This window comes from Halorubrum luteum, assembly GCF_054652935.1.
On the sequence record NZ_BAAIGT010000002.1, the window covers coordinates 1,893,605 to 1,914,872 of the forward strand.

At 65.9% G+C, this 21,268-nt stretch carries 16 protein-coding genes and 1 other RNA gene; 14 read left to right on the forward strand and 3 right to left on the reverse strand.

Translation table 11 applies throughout. From position 1 onward, the window contains the following. Positions 1–124: 124 nt before the first annotated feature. Both ACYQ0R_RS09360 and ACYQ0R_RS09365 read left to right on the forward strand, forming a co-directional pair. Positions 125–1,738 carry an Hvo_1808 family surface protein gene (locus ACYQ0R_RS09360; protein ID WP_459822795.1) on the forward strand — a complete coding sequence of 538 codons (1,614 nt, stop codon included), beginning with the start codon at positions 125–127 and terminating at the stop codon, positions 1,736–1,738. Between the two features lie 84 nt (positions 1,739–1,822). After that, positions 1,823–2,989 carry a nicotinate phosphoribosyltransferase gene (locus ACYQ0R_RS09365; RefSeq protein ID WP_459822798.1) on the forward strand — a complete coding sequence of 389 codons (1,167 nt, stop codon included), beginning with the start codon at positions 1,823–1,825 and terminating at the stop codon, positions 2,987–2,989. A 37-nt stretch (positions 2,990–3,026) separates the two neighbouring features. On the opposite strand, the gene ACYQ0R_RS09370 is transcribed toward ACYQ0R_RS09365, so the two are convergent. After that, the gene (locus ACYQ0R_RS09370) at positions 3,027–3,629 is read right to left on the reverse strand and encodes a TIGR00296 family protein (protein ID WP_459822800.1); all 603 of its coding nucleotides are present in this window, start codon (positions 3,627–3,629) and stop codon (positions 3,027–3,029) included. A gap of 163 nt (positions 3,630–3,792) precedes the next feature. On the opposite strand from ACYQ0R_RS09370, the gene rnpB reads away from it, so the two are divergent. The 6 genes from rnpB (at position 3,793) to ACYQ0R_RS09400 (ending at position 12,032) form a co-directional block, all read left to right on the forward strand. Beyond that, positions 3,793–4,148, forward strand: an RNA gene (gene rnpB, locus ACYQ0R_RS09375) — RNase P RNA component. A gap of 169 nt (positions 4,149–4,317) precedes the next feature. Further along, positions 4,318–5,289 (forward strand): radical SAM protein, encoded by a 972-nt coding sequence (locus ACYQ0R_RS09380; RefSeq protein ID WP_459822801.1) that lies wholly within the window; start codon positions 4,318–4,320, stop codon positions 5,287–5,289. Between the two features lie 176 nt (positions 5,290–5,465). Then, positions 5,466–6,635, forward strand: a complete 1,170-nt coding sequence (locus ACYQ0R_RS09385; protein WP_459822803.1) for a tubulin/FtsZ family protein — start codon at positions 5,466–5,468, stop codon at positions 6,633–6,635. Between the two features lie 852 nt (positions 6,636–7,487). Continuing rightward, positions 7,488–8,513 carry an AAA family ATPase gene (locus tag ACYQ0R_RS09390; protein ID WP_459822805.1) on the forward strand — a complete coding sequence of 342 codons (1,026 nt, stop codon included), beginning with the start codon at positions 7,488–7,490 and terminating at the stop codon, positions 8,511–8,513. A gap of 118 nt (positions 8,514–8,631) precedes the next feature. Then, positions 8,632–9,702, forward strand: coding sequence for a DUF58 domain-containing protein (locus ACYQ0R_RS09395; protein ID WP_459822808.1), 1,071 nt, complete (start codon positions 8,632–8,634; stop codon positions 9,700–9,702). Further along, positions 9,699–12,032, forward strand: coding sequence for a transglutaminase TgpA family protein (locus tag ACYQ0R_RS09400; protein ID WP_459822810.1), 2,334 nt, complete (start codon positions 9,699–9,701; stop codon positions 12,030–12,032). Before ACYQ0R_RS09395 ends, ACYQ0R_RS09400 begins: the two co-directional genes overlap by 4 nt. 64 nt (positions 12,033–12,096) lie before the next feature. Here ACYQ0R_RS09400 and ACYQ0R_RS09405 read toward each other — a convergent pair whose 3' ends face one another. Further along, on the reverse strand, positions 12,097–13,365 hold the full coding sequence (locus ACYQ0R_RS09405; protein ID WP_459822813.1) for an amidohydrolase: 1,269 nt from the start codon (positions 13,363–13,365) through the stop codon (positions 12,097–12,099). 110 nt (positions 13,366–13,475) lie between these two features. Here ACYQ0R_RS09405 and ACYQ0R_RS09410 point away from each other — a divergent pair, with 110 nt between their 5' ends. From ACYQ0R_RS09410 to hemA, 6 genes are all read left to right on the forward strand, one after another. Beyond that, the gene (locus tag ACYQ0R_RS09410) at positions 13,476–14,210 is read left to right on the forward strand and encodes a lipoyl protein ligase domain-containing protein (protein WP_459822816.1); all 735 of its coding nucleotides are present in this window, start codon (positions 13,476–13,478) and stop codon (positions 14,208–14,210) included. Positions 14,211–14,376: 166 nt separating this feature from the next. Next, the gene (locus tag ACYQ0R_RS09415; RefSeq protein WP_459822818.1) at positions 14,377–14,766 is read left to right on the forward strand and encodes a 30S ribosomal protein S6e; all 390 of its coding nucleotides are present in this window, start codon (positions 14,377–14,379) and stop codon (positions 14,764–14,766) included. Positions 14,767–14,776: 10 nt separating this feature from the next. After that, complete coding sequence (locus ACYQ0R_RS09420) at positions 14,777–15,244, forward strand: DUF7112 family protein (protein ID WP_459822820.1); 468 nt, start codon at positions 14,777–14,779, stop codon at positions 15,242–15,244. Positions 15,245–15,305: 61 nt separating this feature from the next. Beyond that, a complete protein-coding gene (gene ahbB / locus ACYQ0R_RS09425) occupies positions 15,306–16,391 on the forward strand; it encodes a siroheme decarboxylase subunit beta (RefSeq protein WP_459822823.1) in 1,086 nt (361 codons plus the stop codon). Positions 16,392–16,409: 18 nt separating this feature from the next. After that, entirely contained in the window at positions 16,410–17,072 is a 663-nt protein-coding gene (locus ACYQ0R_RS09430) for a precorrin-2 dehydrogenase/sirohydrochlorin ferrochelatase family protein (protein ID WP_459822825.1), read from the forward strand. Continuing rightward, a complete protein-coding gene (hemA, locus tag ACYQ0R_RS09435; protein WP_459822828.1) occupies positions 17,069–18,382 on the forward strand; it encodes a glutamyl-tRNA reductase in 1,314 nt (437 codons plus the stop codon). Before ACYQ0R_RS09430 ends, hemA begins: the two co-directional genes overlap by 4 nt. Before the next feature lie 61 nt (positions 18,383–18,443). Here the strand turns inward: hemA and ppc are convergent, their stop codons facing one another. Further along, positions 18,444–21,146: a phosphoenolpyruvate carboxylase gene (ppc, locus tag ACYQ0R_RS09440; protein ID WP_459822831.1), complete on the reverse strand. Its 2,703-nt coding sequence runs from the start codon at positions 21,144–21,146 to the stop codon at positions 18,444–18,446. Positions 21,147–21,268 lie beyond the last annotated feature (122 nt).

Below are 21,268 nucleotides of genomic sequence, written 5' to 3' on the forward strand. Positions count from 1 at the left end.
ACGACTCGCCCGCGTATCGTTCTCGCTCAGCACCGCGTATCGTTCTCGCCCAGTAACATGATCGGCGCGTGTTCGGGGGGAACACACCGGTAAGCTACTTACGCGGGGGTCCGTAACGGCCTGTATGCGACGGGCACTCGTCGTCGCGGTCGTTGCGCTCGCGCTCGCGCTCACGTTCGGGACGGGCGTCGTGGCCGCGGAGTCGCCCGTAGGTGACGCCGAGGACTGCGGCCCCAACGCGACCACGGAGGTGGTGGGGTGCTGGAACGGAACCCACCACACGGACGACCCCGCGGACCTCGGGATCGATCAGAGTGGTGACGGCGACGGGCTGAGCGAGGCCGACCTCGAGAACATGACCTACCTCAAGATGGCTCGTGTGGAGGCGATCCGCGAGCGACCGTTCGAGTCGGCGGTTCCGGTCGAGGTCATCACGCGTGAGGAGTTCGCCGAGCAGGGGCTCGACGGCGAGTCCGACGAGGAGTTCCATCGGTGGAACGACCAGGTGTGGAAGGCGCTGTTCGTGATCGGCGAAGACGAGTCGAGCCAGGCGGTGATCGACGAGGTGTTCTCCGGCGCAGTTGCCGGGTTCTACTCGCCCGCGGATGATCAGATCACGATCGTCGTCGACGAGGGCGACGCGCTTCGAGTCTCCTCGACGACGCTGCTCCACGAGCTCGGGCACGCGATGCAAGACCAGTACGAGAACCTCAGCGACCCGCGGTACAGCGGAGCCACTCAGGATGCGGATCTGGGCGTTGACGGGATCGTCGAAGGCGAGGTCGTCTACATGGAGGAGGTGTACGCAGAGCGCTGCGAGGAGGAGTGGACGTGTACGGCGGAGCCGTCCGGCGGGGACGCCACGGGTGGGGCCGCGGACGATTCCGACCCGAACCTCGGCGTGCTGCTCACCGTGCTCCAGCCGTACTCCGACGGCGCGCCGTACGTCGACGAGGTGCTTGAGGCGGAAGGATGGGAGGGTGTCGACGATCTGATGGCCGACCCACCCGAGACGACCCGAGAGACGATCCACCGCGAGCCGTTCGACCCCGTCCCGATCGAGTTCGACGACACCGCCGAAGGAGAGTGGGAGACGTACGACGAGCAGGGTGTGAACGGATCGGACACTGTCGGCGAGGCGTCGATTTTCGTCTCGATGTGGTATCAGTCGGTGAACTACAACGCGGGCGTCGTCGATCGTGACGTGCTGTACGAGACGACGCACCCGTATCGGACGTACAACTACGCCCATCCGGCCACGACGGGATGGGCGAACGACGAACTGTATCCGTACCGGAACGACGCGGACGGCGAGGAGCGGGACGGCTACGTCTGGGTGATACAGTGGGAGACGGAGACTGACGCGGCGGAGTTCCACACCGCGTATCAGCGGGTGCTCGACGCCCACGACGCGACCCACCGACCGGACGGCGTCCACTACGTGTCGGACGGTCGGTTCCGCGGCGCGTACGGCGTCGAGCGAAACGGGACGACGATAACGATCGCACACGCGCTGGAGCCCGACGCGGTGTTCGAGCTGCGTCCCGACATCGAACTAGACGAGCCGGACGTGAACGACCACGACGGGTTCGATCTGCCGGACGCCCCCGGTGAGACTGCCGAGCCCGCCACGCCGACCGATCCGAACGACACATCGGAGGACCCGGCACCCGGGTTCGGCGTCCTCGTCGCGACCGTCGCGATCCTCGCCGCGCTCGCTATCGCACGACGACGATGATCGGGAAGGCGGTAGCCTCTCGTCGTTCGTCACCGCGCCGCCAACCCGAGTGGTTTTACCACGGCGCGGAGCCAAGCCTGGGTCATGACCGAGTTCGACATCGTCGACGCGGACGCCATCCGCGAGGGACGGGCGACTGACGCCTACTTCGATCGAACGGAGGCCACCCTGCGTGCGACCGACCGAAACCCGCACGTCGTCGCCGAGGTGACGGCCGACCAGTTCCCGGACGGTGAGTTCGAGCTGTTCGCCGGCCTGAAAGACGCCGTCGCGCTGCTGGAAGAACGCAACGTCGACGTCGACGCGATCCCGGAGGGTCGCCTGTTCGATGGCGGTCCCGTGATGCGTATCGAGGGGCCGTATCTGGAGTTTGCTCGGCTCGAGACGTCGCTTCTCGGATTTCTCTCACACGCCTCCGGGATCGCCACGGCCGCGCTCGACTGCCGCGTCGCCGCGCCGGAGTCGCAGGTGCTCTCGTTCGGCGCGCGGCACGTCCATCCATCGATGACCGCGACCGTCGAACGGTCGGCGCTCGTCGGGGGGTTCGACGGGCTCTCACACGTCGCCGCCGGCGACCTCATCGGACGCAAGGCGTCCGGGACGATGCCGCACGCGCTGGTGATCTGTTTCGGAGAGGGGAATCAGGAAGCGGCGTGGCGTGCGTTCGACGAGGCGGTCGACGAGGCGGTTCCGCGGATCGCGTTGTGCGATACGTACACTGACGAGCGCGACGAGGTGCTCAGAGCCGTGGCCGCGCTCGGCGACCGGCTCGACGGCGTCCGGCTCGACACGACCGGCTCGCGACGCGGGGATTTCCGACACATCGTCCGCGAGGTGAACTGGGAGTTGGACGCCCGGGAACACGAGGACGTGGACGTGTACCTCTCGGGGGGGCTCGATCCGGACGACCTCCGACGACTTCGGGACGTCGCCGACGGGTTCGGCGTCGGCGGCTACGTCTCGAACGCGGACCCGATCGATTTCGCGCTCGATATCGTCACCATCGAGGGCGAGCTTGCCGCAAAGCGGGGAAAGCTCTCCGGACGGAAGGACGTGTACCGAACCGGCGAGGGAGGCCACGCAGTCGCCCTCGCCGACCGCGACGGACCGGCCGACGCCGAGTCGCTGATGAAGCCAATACTTCGGGAGGGCCAGCTCGTCGACGGCGCGGAGCAGCTCTTCGATCTCGACGCGGCAACGGAGCGCGCACTCGCGGATGCGGATCGCGTCGGCTACGGCGCTGAAAAGTAGATCGGCCCGTTCGGCCGCGCTACAGCCCTCGGCCGCGCTACAGTTCCTCGACCGCGCCACCGTCGGCGCGCTCGCGGAACACCTGCCCCTCGATGAGCGTCACCATGGTGTCGTCCTCCTGCCAGGCGTTGGGGGAGATCTTCGCCTTCCGGCAGGCCCGCGAGAGGAACTCCGCGCCGGACCAGCCGTTCTCGACCGGGACGGTCGGATACAGCCATCCGTGAGAGCTGCCGCCGTCGACCGCGACGCCGTGTGTTCCGATCTCGAGGTCACCGAGTGGATCGTTCGTCAACACCGTGTTCGAGACGATAAACACCGAGACGGTAATGTTGTCGAGTTCCTGTGGTTCGACCTCCGAGCCGCAGGAGCTCTCCGAAGCCGCCTGGATCGCCGCCTCGACGATCGCGTGTCCGAGCTGGTCGGACGTCTCCCATGCACCGGCGCATCCGCGGAGTCGACCCCTGCCGCGCGTCGACTCCAGGCGGACGAACGCGCCGGTTCGAGCGTAAAACGCCTCCCGCATACTTCCGGGCTGTTCCCGTTGTCCCTGTCGGACGAACGATTCGACCGCCTCGCGTGCGAGTTCGACCGCTCGTGCCCCGTCGTCGTAGGATAACTGAACGGTCTGCGCCTCGGACATACATCACATAGAGGTGCTTGTGACTTGAACGCTTCCCTTATCGATGAGGAACCGTGAGGGTCAGCCAGCCCCCGTCGATCATGACGAACGGGCCCGTCAGCGCACGGAATCGATTGGGATCGCACCGAACTCCTTATCAGTCGTCGTCGGCTACTTATATACGGACAGAGGGAGCCCGACTCCCGTGCCTTTGGCATGAGGAAAGTCCCCCCACCGGCCGGACGGGCGACCGGGTACACGCCCGGAGTCGGAGACGGCTGGCTCTGGAACAGCAACGACACCCCCCGCCCCGATCCGTGAGGTCCGCGAACCGACCCGCGAGGGAAGGGAGTTAACCGACCGAGACGGCGTGGCGACGCCACGCTTGCCCGACCGGCTCCGCCGGGAGGGAGACGGGTGGGAACGGATGGAACGGCGAATCCTCGCCGGTGCAAGTCAGCGCCAATAGGTAGTCCGGCCACGGCGCTGACGCTCAGCCGAATGTCGGGATGAACTGAAGGGGGCTTACTCCCCTCAGTCCGATCAGATCCCGAGTGGCCAAGCGATCGCCCGGGCGATGGGTTTGGAGCCACTGTCGAACGAAACGATCGGGTTTGACGAGACCCTCGAGTTCGCGTTCGGGGAGCGATACTGACTGGAGCGACGAACCGTCGACACGCTCTTTGGCAGTCGTTCACTAGTATCACGTATGAGCGCTCGCCCGGCGACCACACCGAACTACCAGCGGCTGTCGGACGAGGAGTTCCGGGCTCGCGTCGACGGGCTTCGGGACCGGTACGGCGACTGCGACCTGTGTGCGTACGACTGTGGGGTCGACCGGACGGCGGGTGAGACGGGTGCCTGTCGCGTCGACGACACGGTCTCCGTCTCCTCGTACTTCGACCATCACGGCGAGGAGGAGGTCCTTCGCGGCCACAACGGCAGCGGGACGATCTTCCTCGCACACTGCAACATGACGTGCGTGTTCTGCCAGAACTTCGAGACGAGCCAGGAGCCACGAAGCGCGGCCGTCACCTCCGAGGAGATCGCGGAGATGGCGCTCGAGCTCCAGAACCGTGGATGTCACAACGTGAACTTCGTCTCCCCGACCCACTACTCGCCGCATCTCGTCGATGCAGTCCGGATCGCCCGTGATCGTGGCTTGGAGGTGCCCGTCGTCTGGAACTGCGGCGGCTACGAACGGACGGAGACCCTCGAACTGTTGGACGGCATCGTCGACATCTACATGCCGGACGTGAAATGGAGCGACGACGCTGCGGCCGCCCGGTACTCGAAAGCGCCGGAATACTGGTCGAACGGTACGGAATCGCTTCGCGAGATGCATCGCCAGGTTGGCGACCTCGAGATCGACGACACGGGGCTGGCCACCAGTGGGCTGCTCGTTCGGCATCTCGTCATGCCGGGACACGTCGAGAACGCCAGAGGCGTGTTAACGTTTCTTGCTGAGGAGATCAGTCGGGAGACGTTCGTGAACGTGATGGGTCAGTACCGGCCGGCATATAAGGCTCAGTCGACCGACCGGTACAGCGAGATCAACCGACGAGTCACGCCCGAGGAGTACCGGTCCGTGCTCGACCACGCCCGCGAGGTGGGACTCGAGCGCATCGAGTACGACCCCGTGATGGCCGGTAGAAGCGACGCAGGTCACCGACTGCGGTGAGCACGACGTTCGCGTTGTACTCGATACTCGCAACGATCGTTTCGAGATGACGCGCGGACAGTCAGGCCGCCCGGGAGCGGACAGGGCGCGCAGAGTTGGGGCCGTACTGGCCATGGAGCCTCTGTAGCTCCAACCTTTATCGGGCTCGCCCGTGTAGATTCATGCGGGTAGTTCTCATGAAACTCGCGTTAATCGGGGTCGGACAGGCGGGTGGGAAGGTGGTCGACGAGTTCCTCGCGTACGACGCGGACACGGGCGCAGATGTCGTCCGCGGAGCGCTCGCAGTGAACACCGCGAAAGCCGACCTCCGAGGTCTCGACCATCTCCCGGAGGACCGACGCATCCTGATCGGACAGGCACGCGTGAAGGGTCACGGCGTCGGTGCGGATAACGAACTCGGCGCGGAGATCACCGAGGAGGATATCGACGAGATTCAGGGTGCGTTCGACTCGGTACCGACCCACGAGATCGATGCCTTCCTCGTCGTTGCCGGCCTCGGCGGCGGAACCGGCTCCGGCGGCGCACCCGTCGTTGCCCGTCACCTCAAGCGGATCTACACTGAGCCAGTGTACGGACTCGGGATCCTCCCCGGAACGGACGAGGGTGGGATCTACACGCTCAACGCGGCACGATCGCTGCAGACGTTCGTCGACGAGGTGGACAACCTGCTCGTCTTCGACAACGACGCGTGGCGCAAAACCGGCGAGTCCGTCCAGGAGGGGTACGACGCGCTCAACGCGGACCTGGTAAAGCGGTTCGGCGTCCTCTTCAGCGCCGGCGAGATACAGCACGGCGGTGACGTCGCCGAGAGCGTCGTCGACTCCTCGGAGATCATCAACACGCTTGCCGGTGGCGGCATCTCGACGGTTGGATACGCCGAGGTCGAGGTGGACGAGCCGGAGCGTGGCGGGCTCCTCTCGCGTTTCCGTACAGAGGACACGACACCCGACAGCACGGAAGCGACCAACCGGATCACGAGTCTCGTCCGGAAGGCGACGCTCGGACGACTTACCCTCCCGTGTGAGGTGGAGGGCACTGAGCGTGCGCTGCTCATCGTCGCCGGTCCGCCCGAGTACCTGAACCGGAAGGGCATCGAACACGGCCGCAAATGGCTCGAAGAGCAGACGGGGTCGATGGAGGTTCGCGGTGGCGACTACCCGCGCCGCGGGGACGGCACCGTCGCCGTGCTCGTGCTTCTCGGTGGGATCACGAACGTGCCGCGGGTCAAAGAGCTCCAGCAGGTCGCAGTCGAGGCACAGAACAATCTCGACGAGATCACCGATGAAAGCGAGGATCGATTTAGCGAGCTCATGGACACCGACGACGAGCTCGAGTCACTTTTTTGACCCCCCACAGTCGTCGGACGACCGTGGCAGGTGCTCGTATCCTTGCGCTGCCGGAACGACTGTATTAACCATCCGTCGTACGGAGCGCTTCGACGGCGACGACCTGACGGTGGGGATCGAGTTTCCGGATGCGGGTGGGGCGTTCTCGATCGAACGGCGATCGGTGAGCTGGCTCGGCGCTACGAGGCGATATCGTCGTGGATCGAAGCGGATGGGGAACGATGAGCTGCTCGCCCGCCTCGGCGGCGCAACGTCTATAAAAAGAGATAGCGCGAGTACCACGGGCCACCGTGCCCGTGGGTGAAGCGCGTCCCAATATCACACAAATTCAAGTGCTTGGGGGATAACACACTGATAACGACCAGAAAACGACCCCTCAAAGTATGGAGTTGAAGACCTCAATTCCTTCGCTGGTCGTTCGGCAGGGATGAAAATGCGACTCCTCTCAAAACCCGCTACGGCGGTGAGACGGGAGTTGTCGTGGGCTGGTGGAGGCCCAGACCCTCACGGACACGTTACGTGTTCGGGTGTTTACCCGTCCCGGGCACGACCACACACACGAAGTGTGGGAGTGCGAGGGCGATTAAATTCCGTTGCCGGTGCAGTGCGGCCCTAAACACGGAAGCCACGGGCCACCGCGCCCGTGGTACTTCACGATGTAGTCATCCGTATGACGACGTACGTCACACAGAATGTGTACTGTTCACATGGGACGTATCATCGACGTGAGTCAGTCGGCGTCGCCGGACCCAGCCGCGCCGGACCCAGCCGCGAGGGACTCAGCCGCGCCGGACCGAACGGGAACGGACGGGTACCCGACGGTCCGGCTGGGCAGTTCGCTCGGATGTGTTCGTGGACGATCGGGTTTCCGTGACAGCGTTCGCGGTGGAACGGGAGACGGGGACGATGACTGATGCCAATGACGCCGAGACGGCGGACGTTTCCGCCCTCGACACGACGAAAGCCTCCGAACTCACCGACCGCGTGATCGATACCGTCACCGATGTGATCGTCGGGAAAAACGATGTCGTCGAGGACGTCCTCGTTACCGTCCTGGCACGGGGACACCTCCTCATCGAGGACGTGCCGGGCGTCGGAAAAACCACACTGGCAAAGGCGATAGCCGGCTCATTCGACGCCTCGTTTAAACGGGTCCAGTTCACGTCCGATCTCCTTCCATCGGACATCACCGGCGTCAACGTGTTCAACCAGCGGACGGATGAGTTCGACTTCCAGCCGGGGCCGGTGTTCGCCAACTTCGTGCTCGGTGACGAGATCAACCGCGCTCCCCCAAAAACGCAGTCTGCGCTGTTGGAGGCGATGGAGGAACGACAAGTGACGACTGACGGCGTGACTCGGACCCTGCCGGACCCATTCTGTGTGATCGCGACCCAGAACGATGTCGAGCCGGGACGGACGTACGACCTGCCAGTCGCGGAGGTCGATCGGTTCACGAAGAAGGTCCGGCTCGGATACCCGGGAACCGACGAGGAGTCACGGATGCTCGGCCGGATGGTCGACGACCGCGTCGGCCACCCCGTCGAGTCGATCGATTCGGTCGCGGGCGTTACGACGCTGCGTCAGGCACGTGCAACCGCCGCGAGCGTCGAGACGACCGCCCCGTTGCGTGGATACGTCGCTCGTCTCGCGGCACACACCAGACGCAACGCGACGCTCGGCGTGAGCCCACGGGGGAGTCTCGCGCTGTTGCGAGCGGCACAGGCACGAGCGGTGCTGAACGGCCGTGACTACGTCGTTCCCGACGACGTACAGCGTGAGGCGCAGACGGTGCTCGCACACCGCATCCGGGCCGATTCGAGCGGTACGAGCGGCACCGACATCGTAGACGAGGCGCTCAGTTCAGTCCCGGTGGAGTGATCGACGTACCGAATCCATAGAGCAAAACGCGACAGCTAACTCGACGCGACCGATGAACTCGACGAGACTCACTCGACGCGGCCGCATCGTAACTGCGGTCTGTGTCCTCGGGGTACTCATGTCCGTCATCGGTGGGGGTCGTGCGCTCAACGCGGTGGTGCTGTCGGGAGCCGTCGCCCTCGTTGCGGGGTATCTGCAGGTCGCACGCGCTTCTCGACCTCGCGTTCGACGGTCGGGGATCTCACCCGGATTCGTCGGAGAGCGGCGGGACGTTTCGCTTTCGTTCGGGGATGGCGACGGTCGGGGGTCGCCGTCATCGACGTTCGTCGCGCGCGTGTTCGATGCGACTGACGACGGACTGAGCGGGAGTGCCGACGGAGTTCGGACGACGGTCGGTGCCGAGCCGGCGACTTACACCGTTGCGTATGCCGCCAGAGGGGAGCGACGGTTCGGCCCGGTGCGGATCGAACCGACGGACGTGTTTGGCCTGTTCACGCGGACGTTTGTCGTCGACGACCACGAAACGGTGCTGGCGTATCCGGAACGTCACCCGATCCCGTCACGGTTCCGCGGTGAGCTCTTCGGCGAGGAGATGCTCGGTCGACGCCGTCGCCGGGAGGAGTTCGATCGAGTCCGTGCATACGCGCGGGGGGACTCGCTTCGCGACATCCATTGGCCCACGACCGCAAAACACGACGAGCTGATCGTCAAGGAGTTCGCGTCGGACGCCCCCGAGCGGCGCGCCACCGTAGCCGGCCGGACCGTTGATACGACCGACGACGAGGCTGCTGACGTCCTTGCGAGCGCAACGGTCAGCCTTGCACTCGCGCTGCTCGCGGACGGGGTCTCGGTCGACGTCCGCCTTCCTGACGGTGCGGTGGCCGCCGATCCCGAGCCGTCGGGGAGACGCGACACACTCGCGTTGACGGCACGTACGGGACCCGGAACGCCGGCTGGCGAGTTCGAGGCGGACGTGCGCATCGTCGCTGACGCGACGGACGCGCGGATCCACGCCGACGGCGGGACAGTCCAGTTCTCGGAGCTCCGTGCGGAGGCTGTCGAGGAGCCTGACTCGGCAGTGACAACGGCCACCACGGGATCGGCCGAAGACGCCGATGCCGACGGGCCCGCAGATCCGGGGGAGGTGCCGTCGCCGACGACGATCATGAACGGAGGAACATCGAAATGAGTCGGAGAACTCGGGTGGTCGGCGACGCGATCGACCGTATCAGCGACGTGAGCGGAGTCTCCGATGGCGTACACGATGGGTGGCTTCCCGCGGGGGTGATCGATCCGGCGACCGTCGGCGTTACGGCCGTCGTTGCCGCGTACCTCTACGTGTTTCTCTCGGTCACCGACATCGTCGGCGGTAGCGCCCGGCTCGTCGCCGTCGTCGCGCTGGCCGGAGTCGTCGGGGTCGGCTGCTCCGGACTGTTCGACGAGCGGACCGCGATACGGGTCACGCTCGTGTTGTTCGTCGTCTCGCTCACGGGATACTACTTCACCATCCCCGAGAGCCAGCGGGCGCTCTTCTCGGTTCGTGGCGCGTTCTTCGACACGATATCGCTACTCACGGGGCTCTCAGTGTTGCGGCTCGCGGCTGCCGACGTGTGGGTGATCGCGGTTGCGCCCGTTCCGACGTTTTTCGTGGCGTACCTGGTCGGTCGGTGCCGGCACGTCCTCGCCGCGGCGGTGGCCGGCGGCACCCTCGGGTTCCTCGTCTTGACCGGCGACGCGGGTGAGATCGTCACGCTGGTCGGAGTGCTCGGCGCGGCGTTCGTCACGGGCGCCGTGACGCTTCGGGCACCCGGGGGGTTCTCGGAGCGGGGTGACACGCTCGCGCTCCTCTTGGCGGTGATGCTCGTTGCGAGCGCGACCGTCACCCTGATCCCGGCGGGTGCGGGCCAGCCGTGGGGGGCCGATCGCGGCACGCCCGGGCTCGAATCGACGCTCGTCGACGATGACGAGCTCACTATCGTCGGGTCCACGCAGCTCTCGCCGGAGGTACGGTTCACGATCACGAGCGAGGTAGAGTCGAACTGGCACACCGGAGCGTACGACACCTACACCGGCGACGGATGGGTCCGGTCGGGCGACGAAGAGCCGGTTGAGGATCCGCTCTCCGGGCCGCCGGGCCGCACCGTCGAAGTCGAGTCGACGATCGTTCCCGAAACAGAGATGCGCGCACTGCCCGCACCGTGGCAGGCCGTCGAGGCCGGTGGGCCGGTCAGCGGGAGCATGCAGGTCGACGATCGAGGTACCCTTCGACCGGGGACGCCGATTCGGTCCGGTGACTCGGTTCCGGTCAGAAGCACCGTCCTCGACGCTGACGCGGACGAACTACGCGAAGCCAACGAGACACACGACGGTCGGATCGCGGAGCGATACACGCAGCTGCCCGAGAGCACCCCCGACCGTGTCGGTGACCGGACGGCGGAGATACTCGACGACGCGGGCGCGGAGAACCGATACGACGCCGCAGTTGCCGTCGAATCCTACCTGATCACGGAGTACGACTACTCGCTAACCGTCGAGCGTCCCGACGGCGACGTCGCCGATGCGTTCCTCTTCGAGATGGACGCGGGATACTGTACGTACTTCGCGACGACGATGGTCGCAATGCTCCGTTCACAGGGGATCCCCGCCCAGTTCGTCACGGGATACGGGAGCGGCGAGCGGATCGCTGACGACGAGTGGGTCGTCCGCGGACAGGATGCACACGCCTGGGTGCAGGTGTATTTCCCGGAGCACGGCTGGGTTGCGTTCGATCCGACCCCGAGTGCGGAGCGCGATCAAGCTCGTGAAACCCGGCTGGCGGAGGCGCGCGCAGACGACGCTGAAAACGTCGACATCGATCGCTCCGACCCCGGCGGCGTGGAGGGTATTCTCGAGGGTGAAGAACGTACCGACGAGATCGATGACGACGTCGCCGACGAGATCGATGACGCTGCCGACGAGGCGAACGAGTCCGCTGCCGACGGGGTGAACGGTTCGGATATCCCCGATGCGGCACTGGAGGGTATCGCCGGTGACGGACCGGTGCCCGACGAGCTCGGGACGGACGCCGGGAGCCAGGCGGACGACACCGAACCGTCTCCTGTGGACCGGATCGTGGTGCCGTCGCGCGAGACGCTCGGCTACGGGCTGCTCCTCGTCGTCGTCGCCGTCACAGCCGCCCACCATGCCGGCGTGACGACACGGGTCGGACGTGCCCTCCGAGTTCGGCTGCCAGCACGACGCCGATCGCCGACGTCCGATGTCGAGCGCGCGTTCGCGGATCTCGAATGGCTGCTCGAACGGCGGTATCGGCGGCGACGCGCCGGCGAAACGTCGCGGGAGTATCTCGATGCCCTCCGAATGTACGGCGTCGACGACCGTGTCCACGAGGTGGGTGCCGTCTACGAACGGGCCGTCTATGCGGGTCGGGTGAGCCGTGCGGAGGCGGACGATGCCCGGCGGACGGTCCGCAGGCTGGCTCTAGAGGCGACACCGGTGATCGGCAAGCGGTTCGAGCAGTGACGGACGGTGGTCCAGCGTTGATTCCGATAGATTCGGACGAGCGCAGTCAGCGGGTCGTCACCGGTCAGCTCAGTCGACCGATCGCGTCGACGATCACGTCCACGCCGATATCGATCGCCGTCTCGTCGATGTCGAAGTAGGCCGTGTGGTGGCCCGATGGGTTGCTCGCTCCGATACCGAGATACGTCGCGGTACCGCCCGACTCCTGGACGCGACGGATGAGGTAGGAGGCGTCCTCGCTTCCACCGAACTCCGTTCTGGTCACGCTGTCGACGGCGTCCGCGGCGTTCGCCGCCGCCTCGACCACCTCGATCACCGACTCGTCGTTCTCGAACGTCGTCGTCTTTCCGTAGAGACTCGTCGTGTAGTCCACATCGTGCATCGTCGCCGCGCCATCTATCACCTCGCGCGCACGGTCGAGCATGTACTCGTTGAGGTCGTGTGTCCCGCCGCGAACCTCGACGCGCATCGTCGCCTCCTCACAGATGACGTTTTGTGCGTTATCCGCGCTGACCCGGCCCACGTTGATTCGAGTCCGTCCATCACCGTGCCGTGCGATCCCGTACAGATTCCCGATCGCTGCCGACGCCGCCTGGAGCGCGTTTCGGCCCGCGTTCGGTTCGCCGCCCGCATGAGCCGGCTCCCCCTCGAAGGTGACGTCGACTTTCGCGTTAGCAAGCGGTGCGTCGTAGCTCGCAACGACGGTTCCGGTCGGTTCGTCGAGACCGACGTGGACTGCAAGGAGATGATCGAGATCATCGAGATGGCCGGACTCCGCCATCGGTTTTCCACCCCGACCACCCTCCTCGGCAGGCTGGAAGAACAGCTTCAGCGTTCCGTCGAAGCCGTCACGCGCGAACGTCCGAGCCACGCCGAGGCCGATCGCCGCGTGTGCGTCGTGTCCACAGGCGTGCATCTCGCCGGGGTGGATGCTCGCGAACCCATCGCGGGCCGGGCGATGGTCATCGTCCATCGCTTCCTGTCGGGAAAGCGCGTCGATGTCCGTTCGCAGTCCCACGACCGGTCCGTCACCGAACTCTCGGGTGGCGATGACGCCCGTCACGTCCCCCATCGCGTCGAGATACGCCTCCGGCGCACCCGCATCCCGTGCTCGCTCGCGTGCGGCGGCGATTTCGTCGGCGGGTGGCACCCCCATCCGCTCGTCCGGCTCGGTCGTCTCGGTACCGACCAGCACGTCGTATCCGAGATCCTCCAGCGCGTCCGCAAGCAGCGCCGTCGTCCGGAACTCCTTCCAGCCTTCCTCCGGACGGGAGTGCAGATCGCGGCGCACGTCCCGAAGCGATACGTCGGTGAACGAATCGAGTGCGTCCATGCTGACCAGTTATGCGAGTACTGCAAAAAACGTCGGTGTGGACGCGCGGGAGATCGTTTGGAACCCCTGACCGGAGGAAACGACTTGTGAGTCCGGGTCGTAGCGTCGATATGGCCGAGTTCCGCGGTTCTCCGTCCGATATCGAGGGCGACGGACGGGCAACGTCGGCGATGCTTGCGCGCGCCGCCGACGACGGAGTCGCCTCCGTCAGCATCCGGACTCCTCCCCGACGGGTCGTGTTCGGGCGACGGGACACAACCCGTGACGGCTACGATCGGGCACGGTCGATCGCCCGAGTGAACGGGTTCGAGCCGGTAGAGCGACGTGTCGGCGGGAGAGCAGTTGCGTACACGGGACGGACGCTGTCGTTCGCGGTCGCTCTTCCGTCGGCGGAGCCGCGAACCCGGATCGAGCCCCGATACGAGACGGCGACCACGGCGGTCGTCGAAGCGCTCCGAGCGACCGGTGCGGACGTTTCCTCCGGCGAGCCGGACGCGACGTTCTGTCCCGGTGACCACTCGGTCCGCATCACGGGTGGCGGAAAGGTCGCCGGGATCGCTCAACGGGTTCGAGCCGACGCCGCGCTCGTCGCGGGATGTGTGATCGTCTCGGCGGCCGATTCGGCGGCGATCGCTTCGGTTCTCGACCGGGTGTATCGTGCGCTTGACCTGCCGTTCGATCCCTCATCCGTGGGGAGCGTTGCCGACGCCGGCGGTCCCGACGACCCGAGCCGGGTCGAACGCGTGCTGGAAGACGCGCTTCTCGACGCACCGTGGGGCGACGGTGACGCCGACACGGCCGATCGGGGCCAACACACGCGCGCGGACGATGTCCACGGCTGGTGAGTGTCCACGGCTGGTGCGTGTCCACGGCTGGTGCGTGTCCACGGCTGGTGCGTGTGAGTCGAGCGAATCGGACGGGTGCTTGTGGCTCGAACGGTGCGTTGTGAAGGAACGGCACGCGGCTCTCGGTTTCGACGTGCTTTTTATCGGCGGCGGTCACAGTTCCTGCATGGCTGAATTCAAAGTCGTCGTCGCCGACCCCGACACCGGCGAGACGGTCCAGCGCGAGGTCGACGGACAGGACGCGAACAGATTCCTCGGACGTGAACTCGGCGACGAGATCGGCGGCGACGCCGTCGGTCTCGACGGGTACACGATCGAGATCACCGGCGGCTCCGACGAGACTGGCCGACCGATGCGGAAGGACGTCTCCGGCACCCGCCTGAAGGAGCTTCTTCTGGACGGCGGCGTCGGGTTCAAACCGTCCCGGGAGGGCGAGCGAAAGCGGATCACCGTCCGTGGCCGTGAGGTCGACGACGATGTCGCACAGATCAACGTCTCCGTCGTTGACGGCGACGATGGCGTCGCGTCCGCCCTCGGCGCTGGCGACGAGGAATAACGCCACGTCGATGCCGCGTGTCCCTTCTGACGACGAGAGCGTCGCGTCCGTGCGCGCCGCGCTCGCACGCACCGGCGGGACCCGTCGGCTGTGTGTCCGTCTCCCCGACGACGACGCGGTGCGTTCCCGACTCGACTCCGGTAGCCTGACGGCTCTCGATATATCCGCCGGTGATCTCGTCCGCGTGACGTTCGACCGCGAGACGCATCACGCACGCGTCGAGTCGGGCTCTCGGGGACGGTTCATCAGCGGCGCGTTCGACAACCGACGGCTCGCTCGAACCACGGGAGAAGGGGAGAACCGACTCCTCGAGTGGATCGGGAAACACGACGGTGAGGAGGGCGACGTGATACTGCTCGACGTGCTCGTGTCCGGCGAATCGTACGGGCTCAGACGCCCCGGCGATCGAACCGTCTACGACGTGCGGCGCGGCCCGCGAACGTCGCTTTCGGAGATCGCCGGCGATCTCGGCGAGTGACCGCGCGGTCCGCACGCGTCAGGTCGAATCGCTTATTCGCTCGCGTCCCCCACGTCGTCACATGAAGGAGGTCGACGCGGAGCTTTCGACGCTCGACCGGGCGATCATCAACGCGTTTCAGGGCGGGTTTCCCGTTACGGAACGCCCGTTTGAGCCGGCTGCGGCCGCGCTTCGGGAACGCGGCGTCGATGTAACTGGCCCCGAACTGTGTCAACGAGTCCGTGAGCTGGACGAGGCGGGTACGCTCTCCCGGTTCGGCGCGCTGGTGAAAGCCGAGGAGATCGGTGGTGCAGCCTCGCTCGTCGCGATGCACGCGCCCGAGGAACGGTTCGACGAGGTCGTCGAGCAGGTAAACGAGTTCCGTGAGGTCGCACACAACTACGAGCGGGAGCACCCCCACCTCAACGTCTGGTTCGTGGTGAGCGTCGCCGACCACCCGGACCCTAATAAAACCGCCGCCGACCGGATCGAGGAGGTGCTCGCCGACATCGAAGCGGCGACCGGTCAGGAGACGTACAACCTGCCGAAACAGCGGGAGTTCCACGTCGGTGCGAAGTTCCTCATCGAGGGGCCGGTCCCGGACGGCGACGTGGACCTCTCGGATCTGGGACCGGCGGTCGAGCCAAGCGATCGAACGACGCTGACGGCGGCGGAGCGCGACCTCGTCGTCGAGATTCAGGGCGGGTTACCGGTGACCGAGACGCCGTACGCGGACGTGGCCGAACGGCTCGATGCCGACGTCGACTGGGTTATTCGGACGATAAACCGGTTCAACCGGGAGGGAAAGGTGCGGCGCGTCGGCGTGATTCCGAACCACTACGCGCTCGGATACACGGAAAACGGGATGACGGTGTGGGACGTCCCGGAGGAGGTGCTCGAGGAGGTAGGTCACGAAGTCGCCGCGCTCGATTTCGTCACTCACTGTTACCAGCGTCCGCGACACGCCGGCGTCTGGGAGTATAACTTCTTTGCGATGACGCACGGTCGGACCGAAGCGGAGAGCGAGCGCCGGGTGTCACAGGTGCGGGATCTAATGAACGACTACTGGGACGTAAACGAGGAGGACTGGGACACGCTGTTCTCGACACGAATTCTGAAAAAGACGGGTATTCGGATCGACGAGCGGGCGGACGGTAACACTGCGTAATCGGCGAGACTCCTCCGTATGATACCCCTGTTTCACGACCTGAACGACGAGCTCGTTCTCGTCTTCGGCGGCGGGTCGGTCGGCGCACGAAAAGTCGATCGCTTCGCTGCGGAGGCGCGCGTTATCGTTGTCAGCCCGCGGTTTCACCAGTCGCTCGAAACGGCCGCGGCGGACGATGGATCGTCGATAGAACTCGTTCGCGGGTCCCCGGACGCCGCGGCCGTTCGTGACTGGATCGAACGAACGTCTCCCGCACTGGCGATCGCGGCCACCAATGACCCGGAGATCAACGGCGCGGTCGAGACGGCAGCGTCGGACGCCGGCGTGCTCGTGAACAGAACGGACCGCGCCGGCGAGCGCGACTCGGGGAGCGTCGTCGTGCCCGCGACGGTCGAGGACGGTCCGGTACGAGTCGCGATATCGACGGGCGGGCGGAGTCCGGCACTCTCGAAGGCGCTGCGCGAACGGATTCAGGCGGAGATCGAGGGCGCTGGAGCGATGGCGGAGCTCTCCGGCTCCCTCCGCGAGGAGCTCAAAGACCGGGATGTCGACCCCGATCGGAGGCGGGCCGCGATCCGGGCCGTCGTGCGATCGGGGCCGGTTTGGAAGGCTTTACAAGAGGGGGGATCCAAGGGCCGAAATGAAGCCGAGAGGGTGATCGAAGGGGTGCTCAACGAATGAGAGAGACCGGTGTGATCGTCGGCGTCTCGGTTGCGTTCAGCCGCGCGACGGTCGACGAGATCGACGCCGCCGGCGGCGACGGGGTCCGTGCGACCGTCTCGGACCTGCTCGCTCGCGAGGGGGTCGACGAGGCGTTCGCCGTACAGACGTGCAACCGGTCTGAAGCGTACGCGGTCGTCGATCGGCGGGCCGACGGAGTCGAGGCGCTCTCGTCGTTCGCGCCCGACGTTCGTGGCGGGGCCGTTCGACGACTCGGCCACGAGGAGAGCCTCGAACACCTGATGCGTGTCGCGTCCGGACTGGAGTCGCTCGTCCTCGGCGAGGACCAGATCATCGGACAGATCCGGGCCGCCTATGAGGAATCCCGTTCGGCGGGCGGGATAGGTCCGGTGTTAGAGGACGCGGTGACGAAGGCGATCCACGTCGGCGAGCGGGCGCGGACGGAGACCTCGATAAATGAGGGCGTCGTCTCGCTGGGGTCGGCGGCGGTCGAACTCGCGTCCGACGAGACGGAGCTTCGAGGGACGACCGCCGTCGTCGTCGGTGCCGGGGAGATGGGAACGCTGGCGGCTCGAGCGCTCGACGACACGTCCGTCGAGGAGGTGATCGTCGCTAACCGCACGATCCCGAACGCGGAGTTCGTCGCAGGCGAGCTCGAAACCGAAGCCGCCGCCGCTCCCCTCGCCGACCTCGGGCGTCTCCTCCCGACAGCGGAGCTCGTCATCTCCGCGACCGGAAGCCCCGAACCGGTGTTGGAACGCCCACAGTTCGCCGACGCCGGCGAGCTGGTCTGTATCGACATCGCACAGCCACGCGACGTCGATCCCTCCGTGTCGGAGCTGCCGGGCGTCGCGCTCTTCGACATCGACGCGCTCGAAAGCGTGACACAGCGAACCCGCGCACAACGCGCGACGGAAGCGGAGACCGTCGAGGCGATCATCGACGAGGAGCTCGACCGGCTGCTCGAGTCGTACAAGCGAAAACGGGCGGACGACGCCATCTCGACGATGTACGCCGCGGCGGACCGGGTGAAAGCCAGGGAAGTCGACGACGCCGTCTCGAAGCTCGAAGCGCAAGGCGAGCTCACGGACGACCAGCGGGAGACGATCGAGGCGATGGCGGACGCGCTGGTTGGACAGCTGCTCGCTGCGCCGACGCGGTCGCTTCGGGACGCCGCCGGTGAGGACGATTGGGAGACGATCCAGACGGCGCTCGAGCTGTTCGATCCGGAGTTCGACGACACGCCGACGGCGTCCGAGGAGTTCGACGCGTCATCCCCCGCCGCCTTCGCCGAGGAAGTCGACGATTAGTGCCGATTCGGGAAAATAGACGATCCGATCGTCGTGAACGGTGCCAAACGCCCAGACGCCGCTACCCGGTGTTTTTCATTCCGGCAGCGATCCCGTTGACCGTGAGCCGGAGCGTTCGTTCCTCCTGGTCAGTTCTGTGTGTGCGGCCGAGCAGGTCAGCCTGAAGCATGTTAAGCGGATCGACGTACGGGTTTCGCCGGTCGAGACTCTCGGAAAGCCACTCGCGACGGAGGAGCGTGTCGCGTCCGCTGATGTCCAGCACGAGATCGCAGGCACGGTCGTACTCATCGACGAGTCGTGGATAGAACCGTTCTCGAAGCTCGTCAGCCGCGAGGTCGGCGTACTCGCTCGCGATCTCGGGCTCCGTTCGTGCGAGCGCCAGCGACGCGTTATCGAGCGTCGTCCTGAAAAACGGCCACTCCTCGAACATCTCACGGAGCGTCGCGATACCCTGTTTCTCGCCGACCTCGGAGAGATACGCGTCGATCCCGGATGCCACGGCGTACCAGCCGGGAAGGATGAGTCGGGTCTGAGTCCACGAGAACACCCACGGGATGGCGCGGAGGTCCTCGACGCTCCGTTCGCCTGACCGGGATGCTGGACGCGAGCCGAGGTTGAGATCCTCGACGACGGTGATCGGGGTCGCCTGCTCGAAGTAGGAGACGAACCCCTCCTCGTTCAACAGTCCCCGGTAGGCGTCCCTGGCGGCTGCACTCATCGTCTCCATCGCCTCGACCCACTCGTCCGGAACCTCCTCGGTGGGATGCTCGATCGCCTCGTGTCGGGCGCGGATCTGAGCGTCCAACATCTGTTCGAGCTCCCGCTCGGCGATCCGGGGGTTGGCGTACTTCTCGGCGATCGCCTCGCCCTGCTCCGTGAACTTCACCTGTCCGGTGACAGTCTCGTTCGGGAGCGCCAGAAGCGCCTCGTTCATCGGGCCGCCGCCGCGCGAGATCGATCCCCCGCGACCGTGGAACAGACGGAGCGTGACGTCCTCCTCGCGGCAGAAGCTCGCGAGCCGTCGCTGATTTTTATACAGGTCCCAGTTCGCGGCGAGAAAGCCGTTCTCCTTGTTGGAGTCCGAGTAGCCGAGCATCACTTCCTGCACCTCGCTGCGGGCTGCAAGCGCGGCTCCGTACGCCTCGTTTTCGAACAGGGTTCCGAGGATACGCTCGGCACCGTTGAGTGCCGACTCCGTTTCCAGCAGGGGAACGACGTCGATCCCGCAGTGATCCGGCAGGGAGACGACGTCGACCTGGTCGGCCAGGAACAACACCTCGAGGACGTGGCTCGGCTCCTCGGTCATCGAGATGCAGTAGGTGTCTATCGCCTGCGTCCCGTACTCGTGTTGCCACTCCGCGAGTTCGGAGAATCGCTCGAGAACCCGATCGGCGGTCTCGGAGACGTCGCCCGGCTCGTCGACGTCGACGATCGGATCCTCCTGCAGGATCGCCTCGGTGAGGAACGAAGCTCGTTCGGACTCGTCTTTCTCGCGGTAGTCGACGCCCTCGGTCGCGACGAGCTCCGCGACGGCCTCCGTGTGGTTCTCGCGATGATCCCTGAGATCGAGAGAGGCGAGCATGAACCCGAACGTGTCGACCTGTCGACGAAGCGGCTCGATGAACGACTCCCGGACCCCGTCGTTCCGGTCGCTCGACAGCGACGACGCGATGACGTCCAGATCCTCGAGGAACGCCTCGCCGTCGGGGTAGCCGCCGGGCCTGACGTCGTCGACGCGGTCGAGTCGCTCGCGCATCAGACGGAGCTTCTGGCGGTACGGCTCGTCCGGATACCGCTCCCGTGCCTCCTCGACGACCGTCGGGAAGCGGTCAGCGTCGGCCGCAAGCGAGCGCTCGAGCTCGTCGCCGACGGCGTACCGCTCGCCATCGTGGCTCAAAACGGCCGAGAGCCGCTTACACCGGTCGCGGTACTTTTCGATGGCGACGGCGCGCTGTCGCTCCAGCGTCTCGTCGGTCACGTCGGGCGTGACGAACGGGTTGCCGTCGCGGTCGGAGCCCGCCCACGAGCGAAACTCGAACAGCTTCGGGCAGTCGATATCGTCGTACTCCGCGGAGATCGTCTCCTCGAACTCCTCGTATGCGTCGCCGACGACATCAAAGAGGATGTTCTCGAGATACCAGCCGATATTTCGCGCCTCGTCCTCGGGTTCCGGGCGTCGCTGCCGCACCTGTCGTGTCCCCCAGAGACTTGTCACTTCGGCGGAGACGTCACGCCAGATCGCGTCCCGCTCTCTGTCGGTGAGGTTGCGCTCGTCGAGCTCTTCGAGGTGAGTCGCGATCGATCGGAGCTTCGCTTTCACGGTCGCCCGTCGGGCCTCGGTGGGATGGGCGGTGAACGTGGGCTCGATGAGCACGTCGTCGAGAATCTCTCGGAGCTCGTCCGCCTCGACGCCCGCGTCCGACAGACTCGCGAGCGTGTTCTCGAAGGAGTCGTGGAGGGAGCCGTCGGCGTCGGCGCTTCGAACGGCGCGGACGCGCTCGCGCTCCTCTGCGAGGTTGATGAGCTCGAAGTACGTCGTGAACGCGCGAGCGACGATCTCCTCTCTCGTCGTCGAGAGCTCCCCGACGGAACGGCGGAGCTCCGACCGGTCGTCCATCTCGCCTCGTCGGTAATTGATGGCGGAGTTACGGAGCGTTTCGACCGTCTCGAACGCCTCCGTCGACGTCTGTTCAGCCAGCACGTCGCCGAGGAGCGCACCGAGTTCGCGTACGTCCGTCCGCACATTCCTGTTGTGTAACTGCATACCATATGCCGTACTGTCGAAAGCCGTTAAATCCGCCGCCCGGTACGAATGTTGCCTCACCTTCGAGTTAACTCCTGAACGCCCCGGACCGCCGGTCGCACTGGCGGTATCCGGTTCGTCAC